Genomic DNA, 16,098 nt, shown 5'->3' with positions numbered 1-16,098 from the left:
GAGCGCCAACGGACCGATTCGCCACCGACCGCATCCCCCGGTGGTACGCAGATGGGATGGAATGGCTTAAATCCAGAATTCGGGCGTTAGGAGCGTCCTAACCCCTCGAATAGACCGGTAAGCCACTGCGAAATTAAATATATCCGGAACATACGGAAGGCCAACAGGAGCCGGAACATGTGGCCGCTCGCGGTCCCGTGCAGGTGGGCACGAGGTGGGTCTGAGGCCGGTCCTGGGTAGAACAATGGATATCAAGAAATTCCTTAGCGAATCACGCGCAGTCTCGCCGGTCATCGGCGTCATCCTCATGGTCGCGATTACCGTCATCCTCGCGGCCGTCATCGGCACCTTCGTCCTCGGTCTCGGCGACCAAGTCGGCGACACCGCCCCGCAGGCGAGTTTCAGCTTCGACTACGACGATGACTCGAACATTCTGACCATCACGCACGAAAGCGGTGACGCCATCCCCTTCGAACGGCTGAGCGTGTCCGAAAACTCGGATGCGAGTGTGACCGACGAAACTACCGGCGACGCTAACAGCGACGACAACATGAACGCCGGTGACACTATCGCCGTCGATTTCGGTTCTGATCTCAGCGACGGCGACGAAGTGCGCCTCGTCTGGACCTCCGAGTCCGGCTCGAACTCCGCGACCCTGCAGACGTACACGCGCTGAACGGTCCGCGGCGACACAGCCAACCGAACCTCGATTTTTCCGGACGTTCCCCCGAGAGCGACAGCGCGCTCCGATGGTGGTACGGAACACGCATGAGACGTGAAACACCTTCTCAGTACTAGTTTATAGCTTCGGAGAACGTCAGACTATCTGTTAGGTTAGAACGCAGGCGTTGGAGGACCGATTCGAATTTTTCTCAACGGTCGCCTCTCGTCCGGCACACCTAGGAGAAACACAACTATGCAAATCAAGACAATGTTCACGGAGTCCCGCGCAGTCTCGCCGGTCATCGGCGTCATCCTCATGGTCGCCATCACCGTCATCCTCGCGGCCGTCATCGGCACCTTCGTCCTCGGTCTCGGCGACCAAGTCGGCGACACCGCTCCGCAGGTGAGCTTCGCGTTCGCCCACAACAGTAGCAATGGGGATCTCGTCATCACCCACGAGAGCGGCGCTTCAATCGACCCGGCTCGCGTGACCATCGCAGGACCGATCGATGAAGACGGAGACGCCTGGAACGAAATCGATACGACTGCGACTGAGATATCGGCAGGGAGCTCGGTTACCGTTGGAGCGACAGGTGACTCGTTCGAATCTGGTGAAACCGTCCGCGTCGTCTGGACCTCCGAATCCGGCTCCAACTCCGCGACCCTCCAGCGGTGGACCTACAACGCCTAAGCCGGATGGCAGAATCGGCAACGAGCTCTATCAACCCCGGCCCGGAGCACTGATTTCTTTCGGAACCACGCTACAGAGGAGATCCGCATCTCCCATCAGTATTGTATTTTTAGCACAAACTTATTCGTCCGCGGTACGTACGTTCGGATAGAACTCCCATGTCCGAACCAGAGCTGACAGCCGTCGTCGCCTCCCTCCGCGAGCACCGCGAGGACGTCGTCGACCTCGCGTCGAGGCTCGTCGGCCACGACACGCAGAACCCGCCGGGAGACACGCGGGAACTCGCGTCGTGGGTCGAATCGTTCTTTTCGGAGCTCGGCATCGAGACCGAGCGCGTCGCCTCGGCCCCGACGAAGCCGAATCTCGTGGCGACGCTCCCCGGTGCGACAGACCGGACGCTCGTCTTGCTGGGGCACCTCGATACGGTCCCGTTCGAGGCTGGCGAGTGGACGCGCGACCCGCTCGGCGAGCGGGAGGGCGACCGGCTCTACGGGCGCGGCGCGACCGACATGAAAGGGGCAGTCGCCGCGATGCTCGCGGTGGCGAAGGCGTACGTCGAAACCGACACGGTGCCGGCGACGACCCTCGTGTTCGCGTTCGTGAGCGACGAGGAAGTCGCCGGGAGCGCGGGGATGCCGACGCTTCTCGACCGGCGCGGGCTCGACGCGGACGCCTGCGTCATCGGCGAGACGACCTGCGAGAGCGACCGCCACTCGGTGACCGTCGCCGACCGGGGGAGCATCTGGCTGGAACTCGAAGCGACGGGGACCGCCGCCCACGGCTCCCGGCCGATGCTCGGCGAGAACGCGATTCACCGACTCTACCGCGCCGTGAGCGACATCGAATCGACGCTCGCCGACGTCCGGTTCGACCTCGACCCCGCGGTGCGGGCGCTCGTCGACGAGTCCGTCGAGTACTACGCGCCGCGGTTCGGCGCGGACGCGGCGCGAGAGCTGTTCGAGCGGCCGTCGGCCAATCTGGGCGTCCTCTCGGGCGGCGACCGGGTGAACGTCGTTCCCGCCGCGGCGCGGGCGAACCTCGATATTCGCGTGACGGCGGGCGTCGAGACTGAGGCGGTGCTCGACGCCGTTCGAGACGTGGTCGACGGTCACGACGGCGTCGAGATTTCGGACGCCGACTGGTCGGTCGGGACGTTCGAAGACCCCGATGGGGCGCTGGCGAACGCCGTGGTCTCGGTCGCCGAGAGCGTCACCGGCGGGCGCGTCTACCGCCGGAGCGCGACCGGCGGCGGCGACGCGAAACGGATGCGGAACGCCGGCGTTCCGACCGTCGAGTTCGGACTCGGGACCGAGACGGCCCACGCGGCCGACGAGTTCACCACGGTCGACGCGCTCGTCGGCAACGCCGAGGTGTACGCCCGCCTGCCCGACGAGCTATTGCGGCAATTCGATAGTGGTACCGGAACGTTTGATTCGACGGACGCGACACCAGCAGACACGACTCCTTCGCGGTGGGACCGACGAGAAGATAACTCCACAAACACCTGATAATTCACCATGACACCCGACGAACTCCGAACGACGATTCCGGCCCTCGACGACGTCACGTATCTCAACACCGGCGCGCACGGCCCGAGTCCGCGCCCCATCGTGGAGCGCGCGACCGAGTTCCTCGAATACCACGAGTACGAGTCGCCGGGCGACGACGGTCCCTACCCGGCCGCGTTCGACGCCTACGAGGCCGTCCGCGAGGACGTGGCCGCGTTCATCGGCGCCGAGACCGAAGAGGTGGCGCTGACCCAGAGCACCACCGACGGCATCAACCGCATCGCCACCGCACTCGACTGGGAGCCGGGCGACGTGGTCGTCCGGACCGACCTCGAACACCCGGCGGGCATCCTCCCGTGGCGACGACTCGAACGCGAGGGCGTCGAGGTCCGCGTCGTCGAGAGCGAGGCGGGGCGGCTCGATATGGACCAGTACGCCGAGGCCGTCGCCGACGCCAAACTCGTCTGTTTCAGCGCTCTGACGTGGAACTACGGGACGCGACTCCCCGTGGCCGAACTCGCCGATATCGCCCGCGACGCCGGCGCGCTGTCGGTGGTCGACGCGGTCCAGTCGTTCGGCCAGTACCCCGTCGACGTGGAGGACTGGGGGGCAGACATCGTCGCCGGCGCGGGTCACAAATGGCTACTCGGACCGTGGGGCGCGGGCTTCCTCTACGTCCGACGCGAGGTCGCAGAAGACATCGAACCCCACGCCGTCGGCTACCGCGGCGTCACGGAGCCGAACGCCGACGGCCTCGACTTCGCGCCGGGGGCCAAGCGCTTCGAGGTCGGGACCACCAATCCCGCGCCGCACGTCGCGCTCAGGGAGGCTATCGATATCGCCGAGCGCCTCGGCCTCGACCGGACCGAAGAACACGTTCGCGACCTCGCGAGCCAGTTTATCGAAACCGTCCCCGAGGGCAGGCTGTTGAGTCCGCACGACCCCGAATCGGGGCTCGTCTCGTTCGAAGTCTCCGACCCGGAGGGAACGGTCGAACGCCTCAAGTCGGCGGGAGTGGTCGTCCGGACGCTTCCCGAGCCGACGGCGGTCCGCGCGTCGTTCCACAACTTCAACGACGAGTCGGACGTGGCGGCGCTTCGCGACGGACTCGACGGGGAGTGGTAGGCTCAACGCAGTATCTGCCACGGCGGTAAACGTTCATATCCACCGACGCGGAAGCCCTGGGCATGCATCCCACGGCACGCAAGTTCGCCGACCAAATACGCGATTCTCACGGCTTCGAAGCGACCATCGAGGAGTTCCCCGAGGGAACCAAGACGGCCGATGACGCGGCGGCGGCTGTCGGCTGTGACGTCGCCCAAATCGTCAAGAGCATCGTGATGCGCGTGGGCGACGAGACGGTCGTCGTCCTCACGAGCGGTGCGAACCGCGTCGACGAAGGCTCGCTCGGCTCCGAGTTCGGCGTCGAACAGGGCTCGGTTCGAAGCGCCAACCCCGACGAAGTGAAAGAGGCGACCGGCTGGAGCATCGGCGGCGTACCGCCGACCTGCCACGCGACGGACTGTCCCGTCCTCGCGGACCCGACGTTCGAGTCGTTCGACCGGATTTGGGCCGCCGCGGGGACGCCCGAGGCGGTGTTCCGGCTCACGCCGGACGACCTACGAGCGCTCTCCGAACCGCGGTTCATCGACGTGTTCGAGTGAGACAAGAGCGGCATGCGGCATCCAGCCGTACTTCCGAGACAGGAGCGGTATCAAGGCCGACACCCGGCACGTTCCACCACCGACCGCGACGAGCACAACACCACTATGTCCGCTGTTCTTCACCGTCGGAACGGAGTTCGCATCGCCGGAGAGAAACGGTGAAACTGCCGCAGAACTACTGCGAGACGGCCGGAGCGCCGCGGCTGGTGCGTCGAGTAAGATAAACTCTCCTTTCGGAGAAAATGATTACTGGATGTGGCCTTCGCGCCGAAGCTGGTCCGCGTCCTCGCCGGTGTAACGCCATTCGATGTTGGCTTTCTCGTCCTGCCAGTCCCACGGTTCGACGAGCACGACGTCGCCCTCGTTAATCCACGTGCGGTACTTCATGCGGCCGGGGATGCGGCCCATTCGGTTCTTTCCGTCTTCACAGCGGATTCGGACGTGGTTGCCACCGTTGTGCTCTGTGACGACTGCGAACAGCTCGTTGTCGTTGGGCATTCGAAGGTTTCGACGCCCTTGATTTTCACTCACAGTCTTGCTCGGGGACGGAGACGGATAACTTATCGGATACTCGTGATACCAAATGTCACGGCGTTGAAACTGGGAGACTGTAGTTTCGAACACCACGTTGTCCGCTGTTTTTCGACAGATTGGCCGGTAGCAGGGAGAGTGGTTCATGGGTACAACCCACACGGGTCGTCCGAGTTCCGTTGGAGGTCTCGTTCGTGGCGAATCATGTTAGCGGAGAGCCATGTGAGGTTAGTCATGTTAGAGGTCGGGCATCGCTGGGTCGTCGATGAGAGCGAGGGCGGGTGCGACGAGAGTCTCGATGGTTCCCCTACAACACCACTTTGTCCGCAGTTATTCGACGTCTCATCTCCTGAGAAGGCGCTTTCACCGATTCACAGAGTTTCGCAGAGTCACGGAGAACAGATTCCGTCGGGAGTCGAAGGCGAGCGAAGAAGTCGATCGACTCGACCGGACGAGACTAACCGCGCGGTTGTGTGACGGCCCGTGTCAACGAGCGGTCGAGAAGCGTTCGGTGAGTGTTGACACAGACACCATGTTGTCCGCTGTTCTCGGCGAGTGTGAACGGGGGGACGAGACGGCGTGAGACGAGGAACACTCACACCACTTTGTCCGCTGTTCTCGGTGAGGGGCGGTACCCCCCATCGTCGTGAGTCGGTTCTCTACCGTCGGGTTCCGACCAGTCGGGTTAGTTTATAGCTCTGAAGCCGTGAACGAAAAGAGCGGTCCGCAGACAGCCCCCATACAACTATAATAATTGCCTGTATTACGGACTTAGTTTAAATTGCAGTATAATAAATCTTTCTCTAATTAAAAACAAGCGGAAGCGTCCAGTTGAACCACTTGTCACCCTCGTCTCCCAGAACAGCGGACAAAGTGGAGGGGGTGTGTCTCCGCCAATCTATATAAAGGACGAGAACAGCGGACACTGCGGACGCGGTGGTTTTATCAATGAAGTGGTCGAACCGTGGTTGTATGCCCCTATTCGAGCGGGACACCGAGATTTATCGGGACAGGGACGCCCTCCGGGAGGACTACCAGCCCGAGGAACTCGTGGGGCGTGACGAAGAACTCCGCACGTTTCAGGCCGCACTCCAGCCGGTCATCAACGGCGAACAGCCCAACAACATCTTCCTCTACGGGAAGACCGGCGTCGGCAAGACCGCCGCGTCGCGGTACCTACTCGGTCACCTCCGCGAGGACGCGAGCCACTACGACGACATCCACCTCACCGTCGTCTTTCTGAACTGCGACGGACTCACGAGCTCGTATCAAATCGCCACTCGACTCGTCAACGAGTTCCGGTCGGAGTCGAACCAGATCAGCACGACGGGCTACCCGCTCGGCTCCGTCTACGAGATGCTCTGGCAGGAACTCGACGACTGCGGCGGGACGATAATCATCGTCCTCGACGAAATCGACCACGTCAACGACGACAGCATCCTCTATCAACTCCCGCGAGCGCGGGCTAACGGGAACCTCGACGCGGCGAAGGTCGGCCTCATCGGTATCTCCAACGACTTCTCGTTCCGCGACGACCTCTCGCCGAAGGTCAAAAGCTCCCTGTGCGAACAGGAGATTCACTTCCCCGCGTACAACGCGAAGAACCTCCGCGCCATCCTCGAACAGCGCGCCAGAGTGGCGTTCCGCGAGGGCGTGCTCGCCGACGAGGTGATTCCGCTCTGTGCCGCCTACGGCGCGAAAGACGCCGGTGACGCCCGCCAGTCCATCGACCTGTTGATGAAAGCCGGCGACTTGGCCCGCGACGACGACACCGACCGCATCGAGGAAGAACACGTCAAGCGCGGTCGGCGCGCCCTCGAACGCGGCCGCATCAAAGAGGGCATCAACGGTCTGACCGAACACGGCCATCTCGTCCTCTACTCGCTTTTGACGCTCGAACTGGAAGACGAGACGCCGATTCGCTCCCGCGACGTTCGCCCCCGCTACACCCGCTTTACCGAACTCGCCAACCGCGACCCGCTCGTCCCGCGACGGATGCGCGACCACCTCAGCGAACTCGCGATGCTCGGCATCGTCTCGGTCACCGAGCGAAACGAGGGCCGTCGCGGCGGAACGTACCGCGAGTACGCCCTCGATATGGACGTCGGGCTCATCGTCTCGGCCATGCGCGATACCATCGAACTCGTGGGCGTCCACGAGACGGTCGAACCCTTCCTCGACGGAGAGAAGACGAGCACGCTCGACGACTTCATCGAGCAGTAGGCGACATCGACTGCGATTACTGCGGACATCGTGGTGTCGGTTTCGCGTCCGGTCGCCGGAGCGGTGCTCTCCTGCGCGTTACGGACTGACAAAACGGTTCTCCCCCGCGTTGTGACACTGCCTGTTCCGCGCGGAACTGACTACTAATTGAGTAACTCTCGTAACGCGCGTCTCGAAACGAGCGTTCGTCGGACGCACCGAGTTCTCTTTGAGACCGGTTTCCGACCGCTTTGAACACCACCATGTCCGCGGTAATCGGCTATTTTCGCCGCTTACTAGAACAGCGGACATTGTGGTGTACCAATCCGTCCACGACGTCCTATCTCAGCGATAGCGCCTCTATTCGTGGCTTCTATCGGGATAACAGCGGACATGCTGGTGTTCGGCGTCGCGCCTTTCGACGCGCGTAATCTGCCCGTGAAATCGCGTTTGCGACAACAGCGGACGCGACGGTGTTCGACTGTCGTTCGTCTCAGCTCCGAACTCACTCGTCACCGACTGTCCCGATACTCGGACGGAGCCTCCCGTCTGGAACACCACGTTGTCCGCTGTTCTTCGGGTGTTCGAACAGCTACTCGGCTTTCCTTCCTCGCGCTCTTCGCGCGCGAAATCGTTGCCCCGAACCGTTCCCCGTTTACTCGTCTCGCTCGCTGGGCCGCCGCGCGTCACTCGTCGCGGGTTTCGAGGACGGCGTCGGCGATTTCCTCGGGGTACTCGGCGGCGACGCGGACGAGTGCGTCGTGGAACTCGCGGCCGGTCAGGTCGCGCACGTCGTGTTCCCGGCGGAGGAGCGACTCGACTTCGAACTCGGCGTCGTCCAGTCGGTCGAGCGTCGCGGTTCGGACGTAGATGCTCTTTGCGGTCGTCGCCTCGAACTCGAACGCCGGGCCGCCCTCCGCTTTCGTCGCTTGTTTCGTCTCGTCGGCGACTGCGCTCTCTTCTCCCGTGTCCGACTCGGCCGCTTCCTTGGCCTCGTCGAGTTTCTCGCTTTCGCCTAGTTCGTCGCTTTCGTCTGGCTCTTCGCCTTCGTCACTTTCGCCGTCACCCTGCTTCTCGTCGCCGCCATCCGATTCCTCGCTCGCGCCTTCCGACTCGGATTCGTCCGCGGTCTCAGACTCGACCACCGGTTCGGCATCTGACGTCTCGGGCGCGTCGGACGCGGTTTCGTCCGGAATCTCCTCGTCGTCGGACTCTGACTCAGATTCCATCGCCTCGCCGAGGCCGGCGAATCGGTTCTCCTTAGGCATCGTTCGTCCCTCCGCGCTCGACGATTTCCGCGAGCTGGTCGAGTCGGTCCAACATGTCGTTCGACGGGTCGTACTCCCGGAGCGTCTTCCCGTCGCGCCAGGCGCGACTGAACGCGATTCGATGTCTGATTCCCGGTCCCTTCGAGTCGGGGTCGTCGAACAGGTCCGAGTGGGCGAACGGCGGGATGAACCGCTCGAAGGGGGAGTCTTCGAGGTCGCGGATGATGCGTTTTTCCTCGTTGTTCCCCGTGAGGTCGTTCGGGACGATGGCGAGGATGTCGAGGTCGACCTCGCGGCGAATCGGCCCGATCTGCTGTTCGAACATCCGCTCGAAGCCGCTCACGCTCGGTTCGCTCATGAGGAGCGGGACGACGACGTTCCCGGTCCCGATGAGCGCCGCGTCGGACAGCGGGCCGAGGCTCGGCGGCGAGTCGATGACGATGTAGTCGTAGTCGTCGCCGAGAAGCGGGTCGACGATTCGGCGGCGGACCCAGAGCACGCCGAACGTCGAGTTCCGAACGCGGTCTTCGATGTCGTCGAGGTCGACGTGCGAGGGAAGCACGTCGAAGCTCTCGCGGTCGCGTATCACCTCGTGTACGTCGATGGGGTCGTCGTCGGTCAGCACGTCGCCGATGTTCGGCTCCGACGACTCGTAGGCGTCTTTCAGTCCGACGCCCTCGGTCGCGTTCCCCTGCTGGTCGAGGTCGACCAACAGCACGTCGTTGCCCCGCGCGGCGAGCGCGTCCGCGAGGTTGATGGCAATCGTCGTCTTTCCAACCCCTCCCTTCTGGAGGGAGACGCTCACGGCTCGCGACACTTATCGGCCCCCCGTCGAGGAGCGATTTCCACAAATTGTACACAGTGTACGCTGTGTCTGCTGTCTGAGCGGTGCAAACTCCGTTTGAATTGCGAGCTGTGCGGACATTTGAGGGCTCGAACTGACCTTCCGCGGCGTGCCACATAATTTTATCCACGACTTTTGAACCGTTAGGACTGCTTCTACATTCTATACATTCTACAATTTTCAAAATTTCTAAAAATTGTAAAACCGCCTATTCACGCCCAGTGACTCGTCTCCGTTCCGACCTGAACAGTCTCCGCTTCGTTCGACGTGTCCGATTCTCGAACATCGTCAGAACTCTTTGATGTTCTCGCAATGCACGAATCTCCCGCGGTACAGACCGTCTATAGATTCCACAATTTCTACAATTTGCAGAATGTCTGTGGATTCTAAAACTCGGGAACCGTGCGAACCTCGCGAGCGGTGCACGCCGCGTGGGCGGTTTCGACTGCCTCCGCTGTTCGCGCCGTCTGAACTGCTCTAACTGTCGAGACTGCGTTGACTGTCCGCGCCGCCCTCACAGTCCGTCCGGTTTCCACTGTTCGGACGTCGTCGCCGGCCGGTATCCGATTCGCCCGGCACCGAAGAAAATGGGTATTCAGTGTCGCTCGACCGAGGATACTGCGGACATAGTGGTGTACCTCTCGGCGGTCGCGTCCGACTCAGTTGGCGAGTTTGTCGGCGAACTTCTCGCGGACCTTCTCGACTTTCGGGCTCGCGTGGAACTGGCAGTACGCGTCGTTGGGGTTCTTCTCGAAGTAGTCCTGGTGGTACTCCTCGGCCTCGTAGAACGTCCCCAGCGGGACCAACTCCGTGACGACGTCGTCGTCGTACTCCTCGTCGAGCGCCTCGATGTAGGCCGACGCCTGCCGCTCCTGTTCGTCATCGTGGAACAGGACGATAGAGCGGTACTGCGTCCCCACGTCCGGCCCCTGTCGGTTGAGTTGCGTCGGGTCGTGGACCGCGAAAAACACGTCGAGCAGTTCGTCGTAGCCGACGACTGCGCGGTCGTACTCGACCTGCACGACTTCGGCGTGGCCGGTGTTCCCCGAACAGACCTGTTCGTAGCTCGGGTTCTCCGTCTCGCCGCCGGCGTAGCCCGACGTGACCTCGCTGATGCCGTCGAGTTCCTCGAACGCGGCCTCGACGCACCAGAAACAGCCGCCGCCGAACGTCGCAGTCTGTGTGCTTCCCATAGCCCCGGTTACGTCGCCGAGGAATTAAGCCCCGCGGCGGGGGCAGTCGCGGCCGGGGCCCGCCCTCGCCGACGACCGCGAACCCAGCGGTGGTTGACGAGCGAGTCCCGGACACGTACGCGAGTTTTCCCGACCAAACTGTACGCGAAGCCAACATTTATCCGCTCTGTCTGTCAGCAATTACCATGGAAGACGTATTCGTCGCGAGGCTCATGTCCACGAACCTCCACACGGTCACCCCAGACACGCTCGTCGAAGACGCGGCGCAGTTGATTCTCGACAACAACATCAGTTCGGTCATCGTCGTCGACGAGGACAACCGGCTCGAAGGCATCCTGACGACGACCGACTTCGTCGACATCGTCGCCAAGAGCCAGCCGAAAGCGCAGACGACCGTCGAGCGGTACATGACCACCGACGTGATTACCGCGGGCGCACAGGACTCCATTCTCTCCGTCGCGGAGTCGATGACCGAACACGGCTTTCACCACATGCCCGTCGTCGACGAGGAGGAAGGCGTCATCGGGATGATAGCCACGTCGGACCTCGCCGCGTACCTCTCGCAGACCGGACAGTTGGCGCGGTCGTAACGCAGTCTCTTCTGCCTGACTCCGCGCTACTCCACCTGCTCGGAGAGGCTCTCGACGATGCTCGCCAGCCGCGGGTCCGTCGCGTGGCCGTGGTGGACCGCGAGGGGCGAGACACTCACCTCGCCGTCGACCATCGCGCGGCGGTCGCTCCCGACCGGATAGCGGTCGCGGTGTTCGTCGTCGAGCGGGAACGGGTTCTCGAAGCCGACGGCGTCCGGCCACGAGATGTCCTGCAGTCGGACGTAGACTTCGCCGTCGTCGAGGTCGTGTTCGCGGTCGCCGTCCGGGAGCGCGGCGGCGTCGGCGTGGTGGTCGACCTGCTGGTCGTAGTCCGCGAAGGGTCGGGTCACGCGCATCCGGGGGCTCGGCACGTCTGCCGGGGCGTTGACGTTCAGGAGGTCGACCTCGTCGAACACGTCGGTGCCGAAGACGCGCTCGGTCAGGGCGCGGGCGACTCGCGCCGGGCGGGAGAAGTCGTACTCCTCGGGCGGGTGGCAGAAGAAGTCCCGCGCGTGGTAGCTGGAGACGGCGATGGCCGGCGTCCCGAGGAACGCGGCCTCGACGCCCGCGCCGACGGTGCCCGACCGGCCGACGATGTAGTTGCCCGCGTTCGGGCCGTCGTTGATACCGGAGACGACGATATCGAAGTCCGCGTCGAGGCCGCGAAGGCCGTAGGCGACGCAGTCCGCGGGGGTGCCTTCGAGGGCGTACCCCCACGGGTGGTCGCGGCGGACCGCGCGTTCGTTTCTGGCGCGGCCGACCCCGCTTTGGTTCTCGGCGGGCGCGACGACGGTCACGTCGCCGACGGCGGTGAGTTCCTCGCGCATGGCGGCGATGCCGGGCGCGTCGATGCCGTCGTCGTTGGTGAGGAGGATTCGAAGCGGAGACGGGGAGTCGGTCATCGGGTCGTGAATTTCCGCCGGTCGCCGTAGCTATTCCGGATTCTGAGCCGACGGCGTCGCCGACTCCCGTCCCGCCGTCGCAAACGGGTCGTACTCCACGTCGTCGATGGTCGCCCGCCAGTACGGCAGGTCGCCCGTCGGGAGGGTCCACGCCACTTCGGCCGCCGCGGGGACCCGAATCCCGTTCACTTCGCGGTAGTCGCGGAACCGTCCCGTCCACGGACGCCGCTCGTACTCGCCGTGCCCCGTCTCGCGCCACCGGTCCGCGGTGACCCGCGCTATCTCGTCGATCTCGTCGAAGTGGAACACGACGGTCGCGGTCGACCCGCCGTGGGAGAGCGTCGCGCGGGCCGAACGGTCGTCTCTCGGCTCCCAGCTGACGCCGTGGCCGGGGAGAAACGCGGTCGGAAACCAGACCATCTCGGCGAGGTATCGGGAGAGTTCGCCCTCGTCCAACTCGGGCGACCGCGGGGCGTCCGCGACGGTGACCACCGAGAGGAGCGTCGCTTCGAGCGTCCCCGCGCCGCCGACGAACGCGTCGGCGACTCGAACCGACAGGAACGGCACGAGGTCGATTCGGGCGTCCCAGACGAACCCCGGCGGGTCGACCGTGTAGTGCTGGGTCGCCGTCATCGGCTTCCACGGCGAGTCCGCGTCGCCGAGTCTGAACTCGCCCGTCTGACGGAGCCGAACCGACCGAACGAGCGGAGGTTCGTCGGGAAGCACGCGTTCGAGATACCGCCGGACTGGGGCGGGAAGGTCGGTGGTATCCGGTGTGTCAGCCCCCGTCCCGGCGACGTCCGAGGCCGATTCGGCGCGCTCCCGCCGGAGCGTATCCAGCAGTCGGGCGGCCGTGTCGTCGGTCAGGACCCGGACTGCGGCGAGGAGAACGCCGACGGCGAGTGCGCCGCCGGCAACCGCGATGCCGAGTCGTCCGAGCGTTCGATTCCGTTCCATACCGGCCGATACGAGTGAGACGGATATGAGCCTCGTCGTCGTTCTCGCGAGTCGGTATCGACCAAACTCCTGTCAACGAGACGTTCAAACATCCGAGACTCTCACGAACGCGTGAATATAATTCAAACGACGACTTTATGTAATTAAGTTCGTACTAACGAACGAATGCGCACCGAACCGATGCGGCCGGCACGCCGGGCACCCGCCGACATCGCGGTTAATCTCCCGTTAATGCGCCTGTTTTCGGAAGATACGTCTCCGCCACCGTCGGTGGTCCTCCCGTCGCCGACCGCCGCGACCGCCGCGGGCGATACGGACCGCCGCCACCGGGCCGCCGTCTCCGCTCGCCGCCGAACGGCCCCGAGAGAACGCTCCGACTCGATTGCGCTCCGACCCGTCTCCGCGAGCGAGGTGGGCGTTGCGTGAGCTCCGTCGACGGGGGCGACGACGTGCCGTGGGACGACGTGGGCTTCGTCATCAGCTCTCGCTACCGCGTCTCCGTGCTTGAGCGGCTCTCCGAGGGCCCGGCGACGCCGACGCAGATCGCCACCGATTCGGAGAGCGCGGTCGCCCACGTCTCGCGGGCGCTCCAGGAACTCAGAGACCGCTCGCTCGTGGAACTCCTCGTCCCGGAACAGCGCCGAAAAGGGCGGGTGTACGGCATCACCGACGACGCCGAGAACATCTGGCACGTCATCCAAACACAGCAGATGGCGTGACTGCGGTCGTCTCGCGGCCGATGAGCCGACCCGGACGACTCACTTCGTGGCGATTCGCTCGGACCCCTTGCTCAGGAGCTGGTAGGTCCGCTTGGCGAGGTTCATCCCGACGCCGGTCGACTCGACGACGTAGTACGGGACGAGCTCGCCGCCGAACTTCGATTTGTAGTTGCAGAGCCGCTCCGTGTTCGCGCCGACGAGGTCGTACTTCGTGACAGACGCGAGCGCCTCGTCTTCGACGATGTCTTCGATGATGGTCCAGTGGAGCAGGCTGTTGATGCTGACGCCGTCGTACTCCCCGCGCGCGCCGCCGAGCCAGAAGTAGCCCACCTCGGCGGAGAAGGGGACGATCATCCCGCTGAGGTACTCGCCGTCGGGGTCGCGGGCGACGTACACCCGACACCGGTCGCCGAGGTTCTCGACCAGCGACTCGACGAACTCCCACGGCATCCCGAACGGTTCGTCCTGCTCGTCGTACCGCGAGACCACGTCGTCGTAGACGACGCGAGCGCCGTCGAGCCCCTCGTCCGCGATGGTGATGTCGAGGTCGCTGGCCTGCCGAATCTCGCGGCGGAGACTGCTACTGAACTGGGCCTGTATCTCGTCGAGCGAGCGCCCGTCGAGGTCGAGCCGGTAGGTAAAGGAGGGCTTGACCGCGAAGCCGGTCCACTCGAACGGGCGGGGGTCGAGATACGCCGGCGAGCAGAGCAGGCGGACGAACGTCCGGTTCGAGCGGATGCCGAGTTCCTCGACCACGAGGTCGGCGAACTCGCGGTTCACCGACTCGTAGGCGCTCTGCTTCGGGCTGTTCGGCATCATCACCGGGCCGATGTATGGAATCGCCATCGACGGCGGCGGGGAGACGACGACCCGTCCGAGGGGGTTCCGGCGGACGAACGTCGGGAACAGCGCGACAGGCTCTTGGCCCTTGAAGACGCCGAATAGGTGCATTTCGCCGTCGAAGTGCTCGTCGATTGCGGCGAGCACTGCGGGGGTGTGGAAGACTTCGGTGCCCGACGGGGGGAGCGCGGCTCCCCACTCGTCGAGGCTCAGGGGTTCGATACGGAGTTGTGACATGTGTCGTGGTCGTGTGGTTGGGTGGTCGTCGGTCGGTGCATCGGTCGGTGCGTCGGTCGGCGCGGCGGGCGGGTCGTCATCGGTGGAGGAACCCCGAGACGAGCCGCGACGGGAAGCTCGTCCCGTTTCCCCGGGACAGCATCTCGATGCCGGGGCCGAGTCGGCTCTTGTACAGGTGCGCGATGGTTCTGACCGGGAGCGCGCCGTGTTCGATTTGGTAGAACGTGACGAGTTCGGGGTTGTACTTGCTCTTGTAGCGGTTGAGCCGGCGGTTGTTCGCGCCGACGAGGTCGTAGCGGCGCATCCCGGCGTCCATCCCGTCGCGCATGATGCGCCAGTCCAGCAGGTCGTTGACGTCGATGCCGAAGTCCCGCTGGGGGCGGACGCCGCCGAGCCAGCGGTAGAGCGTGTCCCCGTACTGGAGGACGAGAATCCCGCTCACGAACGTTCCGTCGTACCGGAAGACGTAGGGGCGGACCTGCCCCGCCGGGAGCGAGTCGTACAGGTCCATGACGAACTGCGGCGGCACGTCGAACGACATGTCCTGTTCCTCGTAGCGGTTTTCGACCAGCGTGAGAATCGAACAGATGTCGTCGCGGTCGCCCTCCTCGATGCCGGAGACGAGCTTTCGCCCGTCGCGGATGTTCCGCCGGGCGCTCCGGCTGAACGACATGAGGAGGTCCTCCTCGCCGCGGGTCAGGTCGACGTTGTAGGTGTACTTCGGCGACACGTCACAGCCGCCCCAGAGGAACGTCCGCATGTCGGTGTAGTAGTCGCCCACGCGGACGTGCGTGTAGTTCGGGCCGATGTGGTCGTCTATCCACTCGGTACAGCCGTCGATGAACTGGTTGCGTCGGCGCTCGAACTTGCGGCTCTTGATGTTGCCGGCGTCGAGCATCACGGGTCCGAGGTAGGGGACGCCGATGTGCGGCGGCGGCGAGAACGCCGTCTTGACCAGCCCCTTTCGAATCTCGAAGACGGGGAACAGGCCGACCGGCTCTTCGGTCTTATAGCCGACAAGCAGGTGGAGCTTCGAGTTCGAGTACTTCGCCTGGAGCCGAAGCGCCTCGTACTGGTGGAAGAGACTCGCCTGACTCGACCGCTCGACGTACGTGTCCCACTCGTCGCGGTCGCGGTGGTCGAACTCGGCGATTTCGATGGTCATGGGCTGGGGGCCGTCAGGTGTTCGTACTGCGTCCGTGACCCTCGACAACACGGTGCGGGGCTGGCCCGACCGTCTCGCTCGACTCGACTGCTTCCGATTCCCCGTTCAAACCGCTCGAACAGCC

16 protein-coding genes are annotated in these 16,098 nt (G+C 64.1%); 8 read left to right on the top strand and 8 right to left on the bottom strand.

Annotation, left to right across the window (positions count from 1 at the left end):
* Positions 1–244 precede the first annotated feature (244 nt).
* The 5 genes from IEV64_RS16220 to IEV64_RS16200 all read left to right on the top strand — a co-directional run bounded on the left by IEV64_RS16220 (position 245) and on the right by IEV64_RS16200 (position 4,526).
* Positions 245–676 (top strand): type IV pilin domain-containing protein, encoded by a 432-nt coding sequence (locus IEV64_RS16220; RefSeq protein ID WP_188424479.1) that lies wholly within the window; start codon positions 245–247, stop codon positions 674–676.
* Positions 677–916: 240 nt separating this feature from the next.
* Complete coding sequence (locus tag IEV64_RS16215) at positions 917–1,354, top strand: type IV pilin domain-containing protein (RefSeq protein ID WP_007276225.1); 438 nt, start codon at positions 917–919, stop codon at positions 1,352–1,354.
* A gap of 158 nt (positions 1,355–1,512) precedes the next feature.
* A complete protein-coding gene (locus IEV64_RS16210; protein ID WP_188424477.1) occupies positions 1,513–2,862 on the top strand; it encodes a M20 family metallopeptidase in 1,350 nt (449 codons plus the stop codon).
* 9 nt (positions 2,863–2,871) lie between these two features.
* Positions 2,872–3,987 (top strand): aminotransferase class V-fold PLP-dependent enzyme, encoded by a 1,116-nt coding sequence (locus IEV64_RS16205; RefSeq protein ID WP_007276223.1) that lies wholly within the window; start codon positions 2,872–2,874, stop codon positions 3,985–3,987.
* A gap of 62 nt (positions 3,988–4,049) precedes the next feature.
* Positions 4,050–4,526, top strand: a complete 477-nt coding sequence (locus IEV64_RS16200) for a YbaK/EbsC family protein (RefSeq protein WP_007276222.1) — start codon at positions 4,050–4,052, stop codon at positions 4,524–4,526.
* 246 nt (positions 4,527–4,772) lie between these two features.
* Here IEV64_RS16200 and eif1A read toward each other — a convergent pair whose 3' ends face one another.
* Positions 4,773–5,057, bottom strand: coding sequence for a translation initiation factor eIF-1A (gene eif1A, locus IEV64_RS16195; RefSeq protein ID WP_013035036.1), 285 nt, complete (start codon positions 5,055–5,057; stop codon positions 4,773–4,775).
* Between the two features lie 972 nt (positions 5,058–6,029).
* Between eif1A and IEV64_RS16190 the strand changes: the two genes are divergently transcribed.
* The gene (locus tag IEV64_RS16190) at positions 6,030–7,280 is read left to right on the top strand and encodes an orc1/cdc6 family replication initiation protein (protein WP_007276221.1); all 1,251 of its coding nucleotides are present in this window, start codon (positions 6,030–6,032) and stop codon (positions 7,278–7,280) included.
* Positions 7,281–7,945: 665 nt separating this feature from the next.
* Here the strand turns inward: IEV64_RS16190 and IEV64_RS16185 are convergent.
* The 3 genes from IEV64_RS16185 to msrA form a co-directional block, all read right to left on the bottom strand.
* Entirely contained in the window at positions 7,946–8,527 is a 582-nt protein-coding gene (locus IEV64_RS16185) for a DUF7970 domain-containing protein (protein ID WP_007276220.1), read from the bottom strand.
* Positions 8,520–9,344 carry a ParA family protein gene (locus IEV64_RS16180; RefSeq protein ID WP_007276219.1) on the bottom strand — a complete coding sequence of 275 codons (825 nt, stop codon included), beginning with the start codon at positions 9,342–9,344 and terminating at the stop codon, positions 8,520–8,522. The genes IEV64_RS16185 and IEV64_RS16180 overlap by 8 nt, the downstream gene beginning before the upstream one ends.
* Before the next feature lie 686 nt (positions 9,345–10,030).
* On the bottom strand, positions 10,031–10,564 hold the full coding sequence (gene msrA, locus IEV64_RS16175) for a peptide-methionine (S)-S-oxide reductase MsrA (protein ID WP_188424475.1): 534 nt from the start codon (positions 10,562–10,564) through the stop codon (positions 10,031–10,033).
* Positions 10,565–10,749: 185 nt separating this feature from the next.
* Here msrA and IEV64_RS16170 point away from each other — a divergent pair, with 185 nt between their 5' ends.
* On the top strand, positions 10,750–11,154 hold the full coding sequence (locus IEV64_RS16170) for a CBS domain-containing protein (RefSeq protein ID WP_004967766.1): 405 nt from the start codon (positions 10,750–10,752) through the stop codon (positions 11,152–11,154).
* Positions 11,155–11,180: 26 nt separating this feature from the next.
* On the opposite strand, the gene surE is transcribed toward IEV64_RS16170, so the two are convergent.
* Both surE and IEV64_RS16160 read right to left on the bottom strand, forming a co-directional pair.
* Entirely contained in the window at positions 11,181–12,056 is an 876-nt protein-coding gene (gene surE / locus IEV64_RS16165; RefSeq protein WP_188424473.1) for a 5'/3'-nucleotidase SurE, read from the bottom strand.
* Positions 12,057–12,086: 30 nt separating this feature from the next.
* On the bottom strand, positions 12,087–13,013 hold the full coding sequence (locus IEV64_RS16160) for a DUF6920 family protein (protein WP_188424466.1): 927 nt from the start codon (positions 13,011–13,013) through the stop codon (positions 12,087–12,089).
* A 422-nt stretch (positions 13,014–13,435) separates the two neighbouring features.
* Here IEV64_RS16160 and IEV64_RS16155 point away from each other — a divergent pair, with 422 nt between their 5' ends.
* Positions 13,436–13,732: a winged helix-turn-helix domain-containing protein gene (locus IEV64_RS16155; protein WP_007276215.1), complete on the top strand. Its 297-nt coding sequence runs from the start codon at positions 13,436–13,438 to the stop codon at positions 13,730–13,732.
* A gap of 39 nt (positions 13,733–13,771) precedes the next feature.
* Here the strand turns inward: IEV64_RS16155 and IEV64_RS16150 are convergent, their stop codons facing one another.
* Both IEV64_RS16150 and IEV64_RS16145 read right to left on the bottom strand, forming a co-directional pair.
* Positions 13,772–14,809 carry a lipid II:glycine glycyltransferase FemX gene (locus IEV64_RS16150; RefSeq protein WP_007276214.1) on the bottom strand — a complete coding sequence of 346 codons (1,038 nt, stop codon included), beginning with the start codon at positions 14,807–14,809 and terminating at the stop codon, positions 13,772–13,774.
* 76 nt (positions 14,810–14,885) lie between these two features.
* On the bottom strand, positions 14,886–15,974 hold the full coding sequence (locus IEV64_RS16145) for a lipid II:glycine glycyltransferase FemX (RefSeq protein ID WP_188424449.1): 1,089 nt from the start codon (positions 15,972–15,974) through the stop codon (positions 14,886–14,888).
* Positions 15,975–16,098 lie beyond the last annotated feature (124 nt).

The sequence above is a fragment of the Haloferax sulfurifontis genome, assembly GCF_014635105.1.
GTDB classification, from domain to species: domain Archaea; phylum Halobacteriota; class Halobacteria; order Halobacteriales; family Haloferacaceae; genus Haloferax; species Haloferax denitrificans.
The sequence above is the reverse complement of the archived record's forward strand: the minus strand, read 5'-3'. Positions and strand labels throughout refer to the sequence as shown.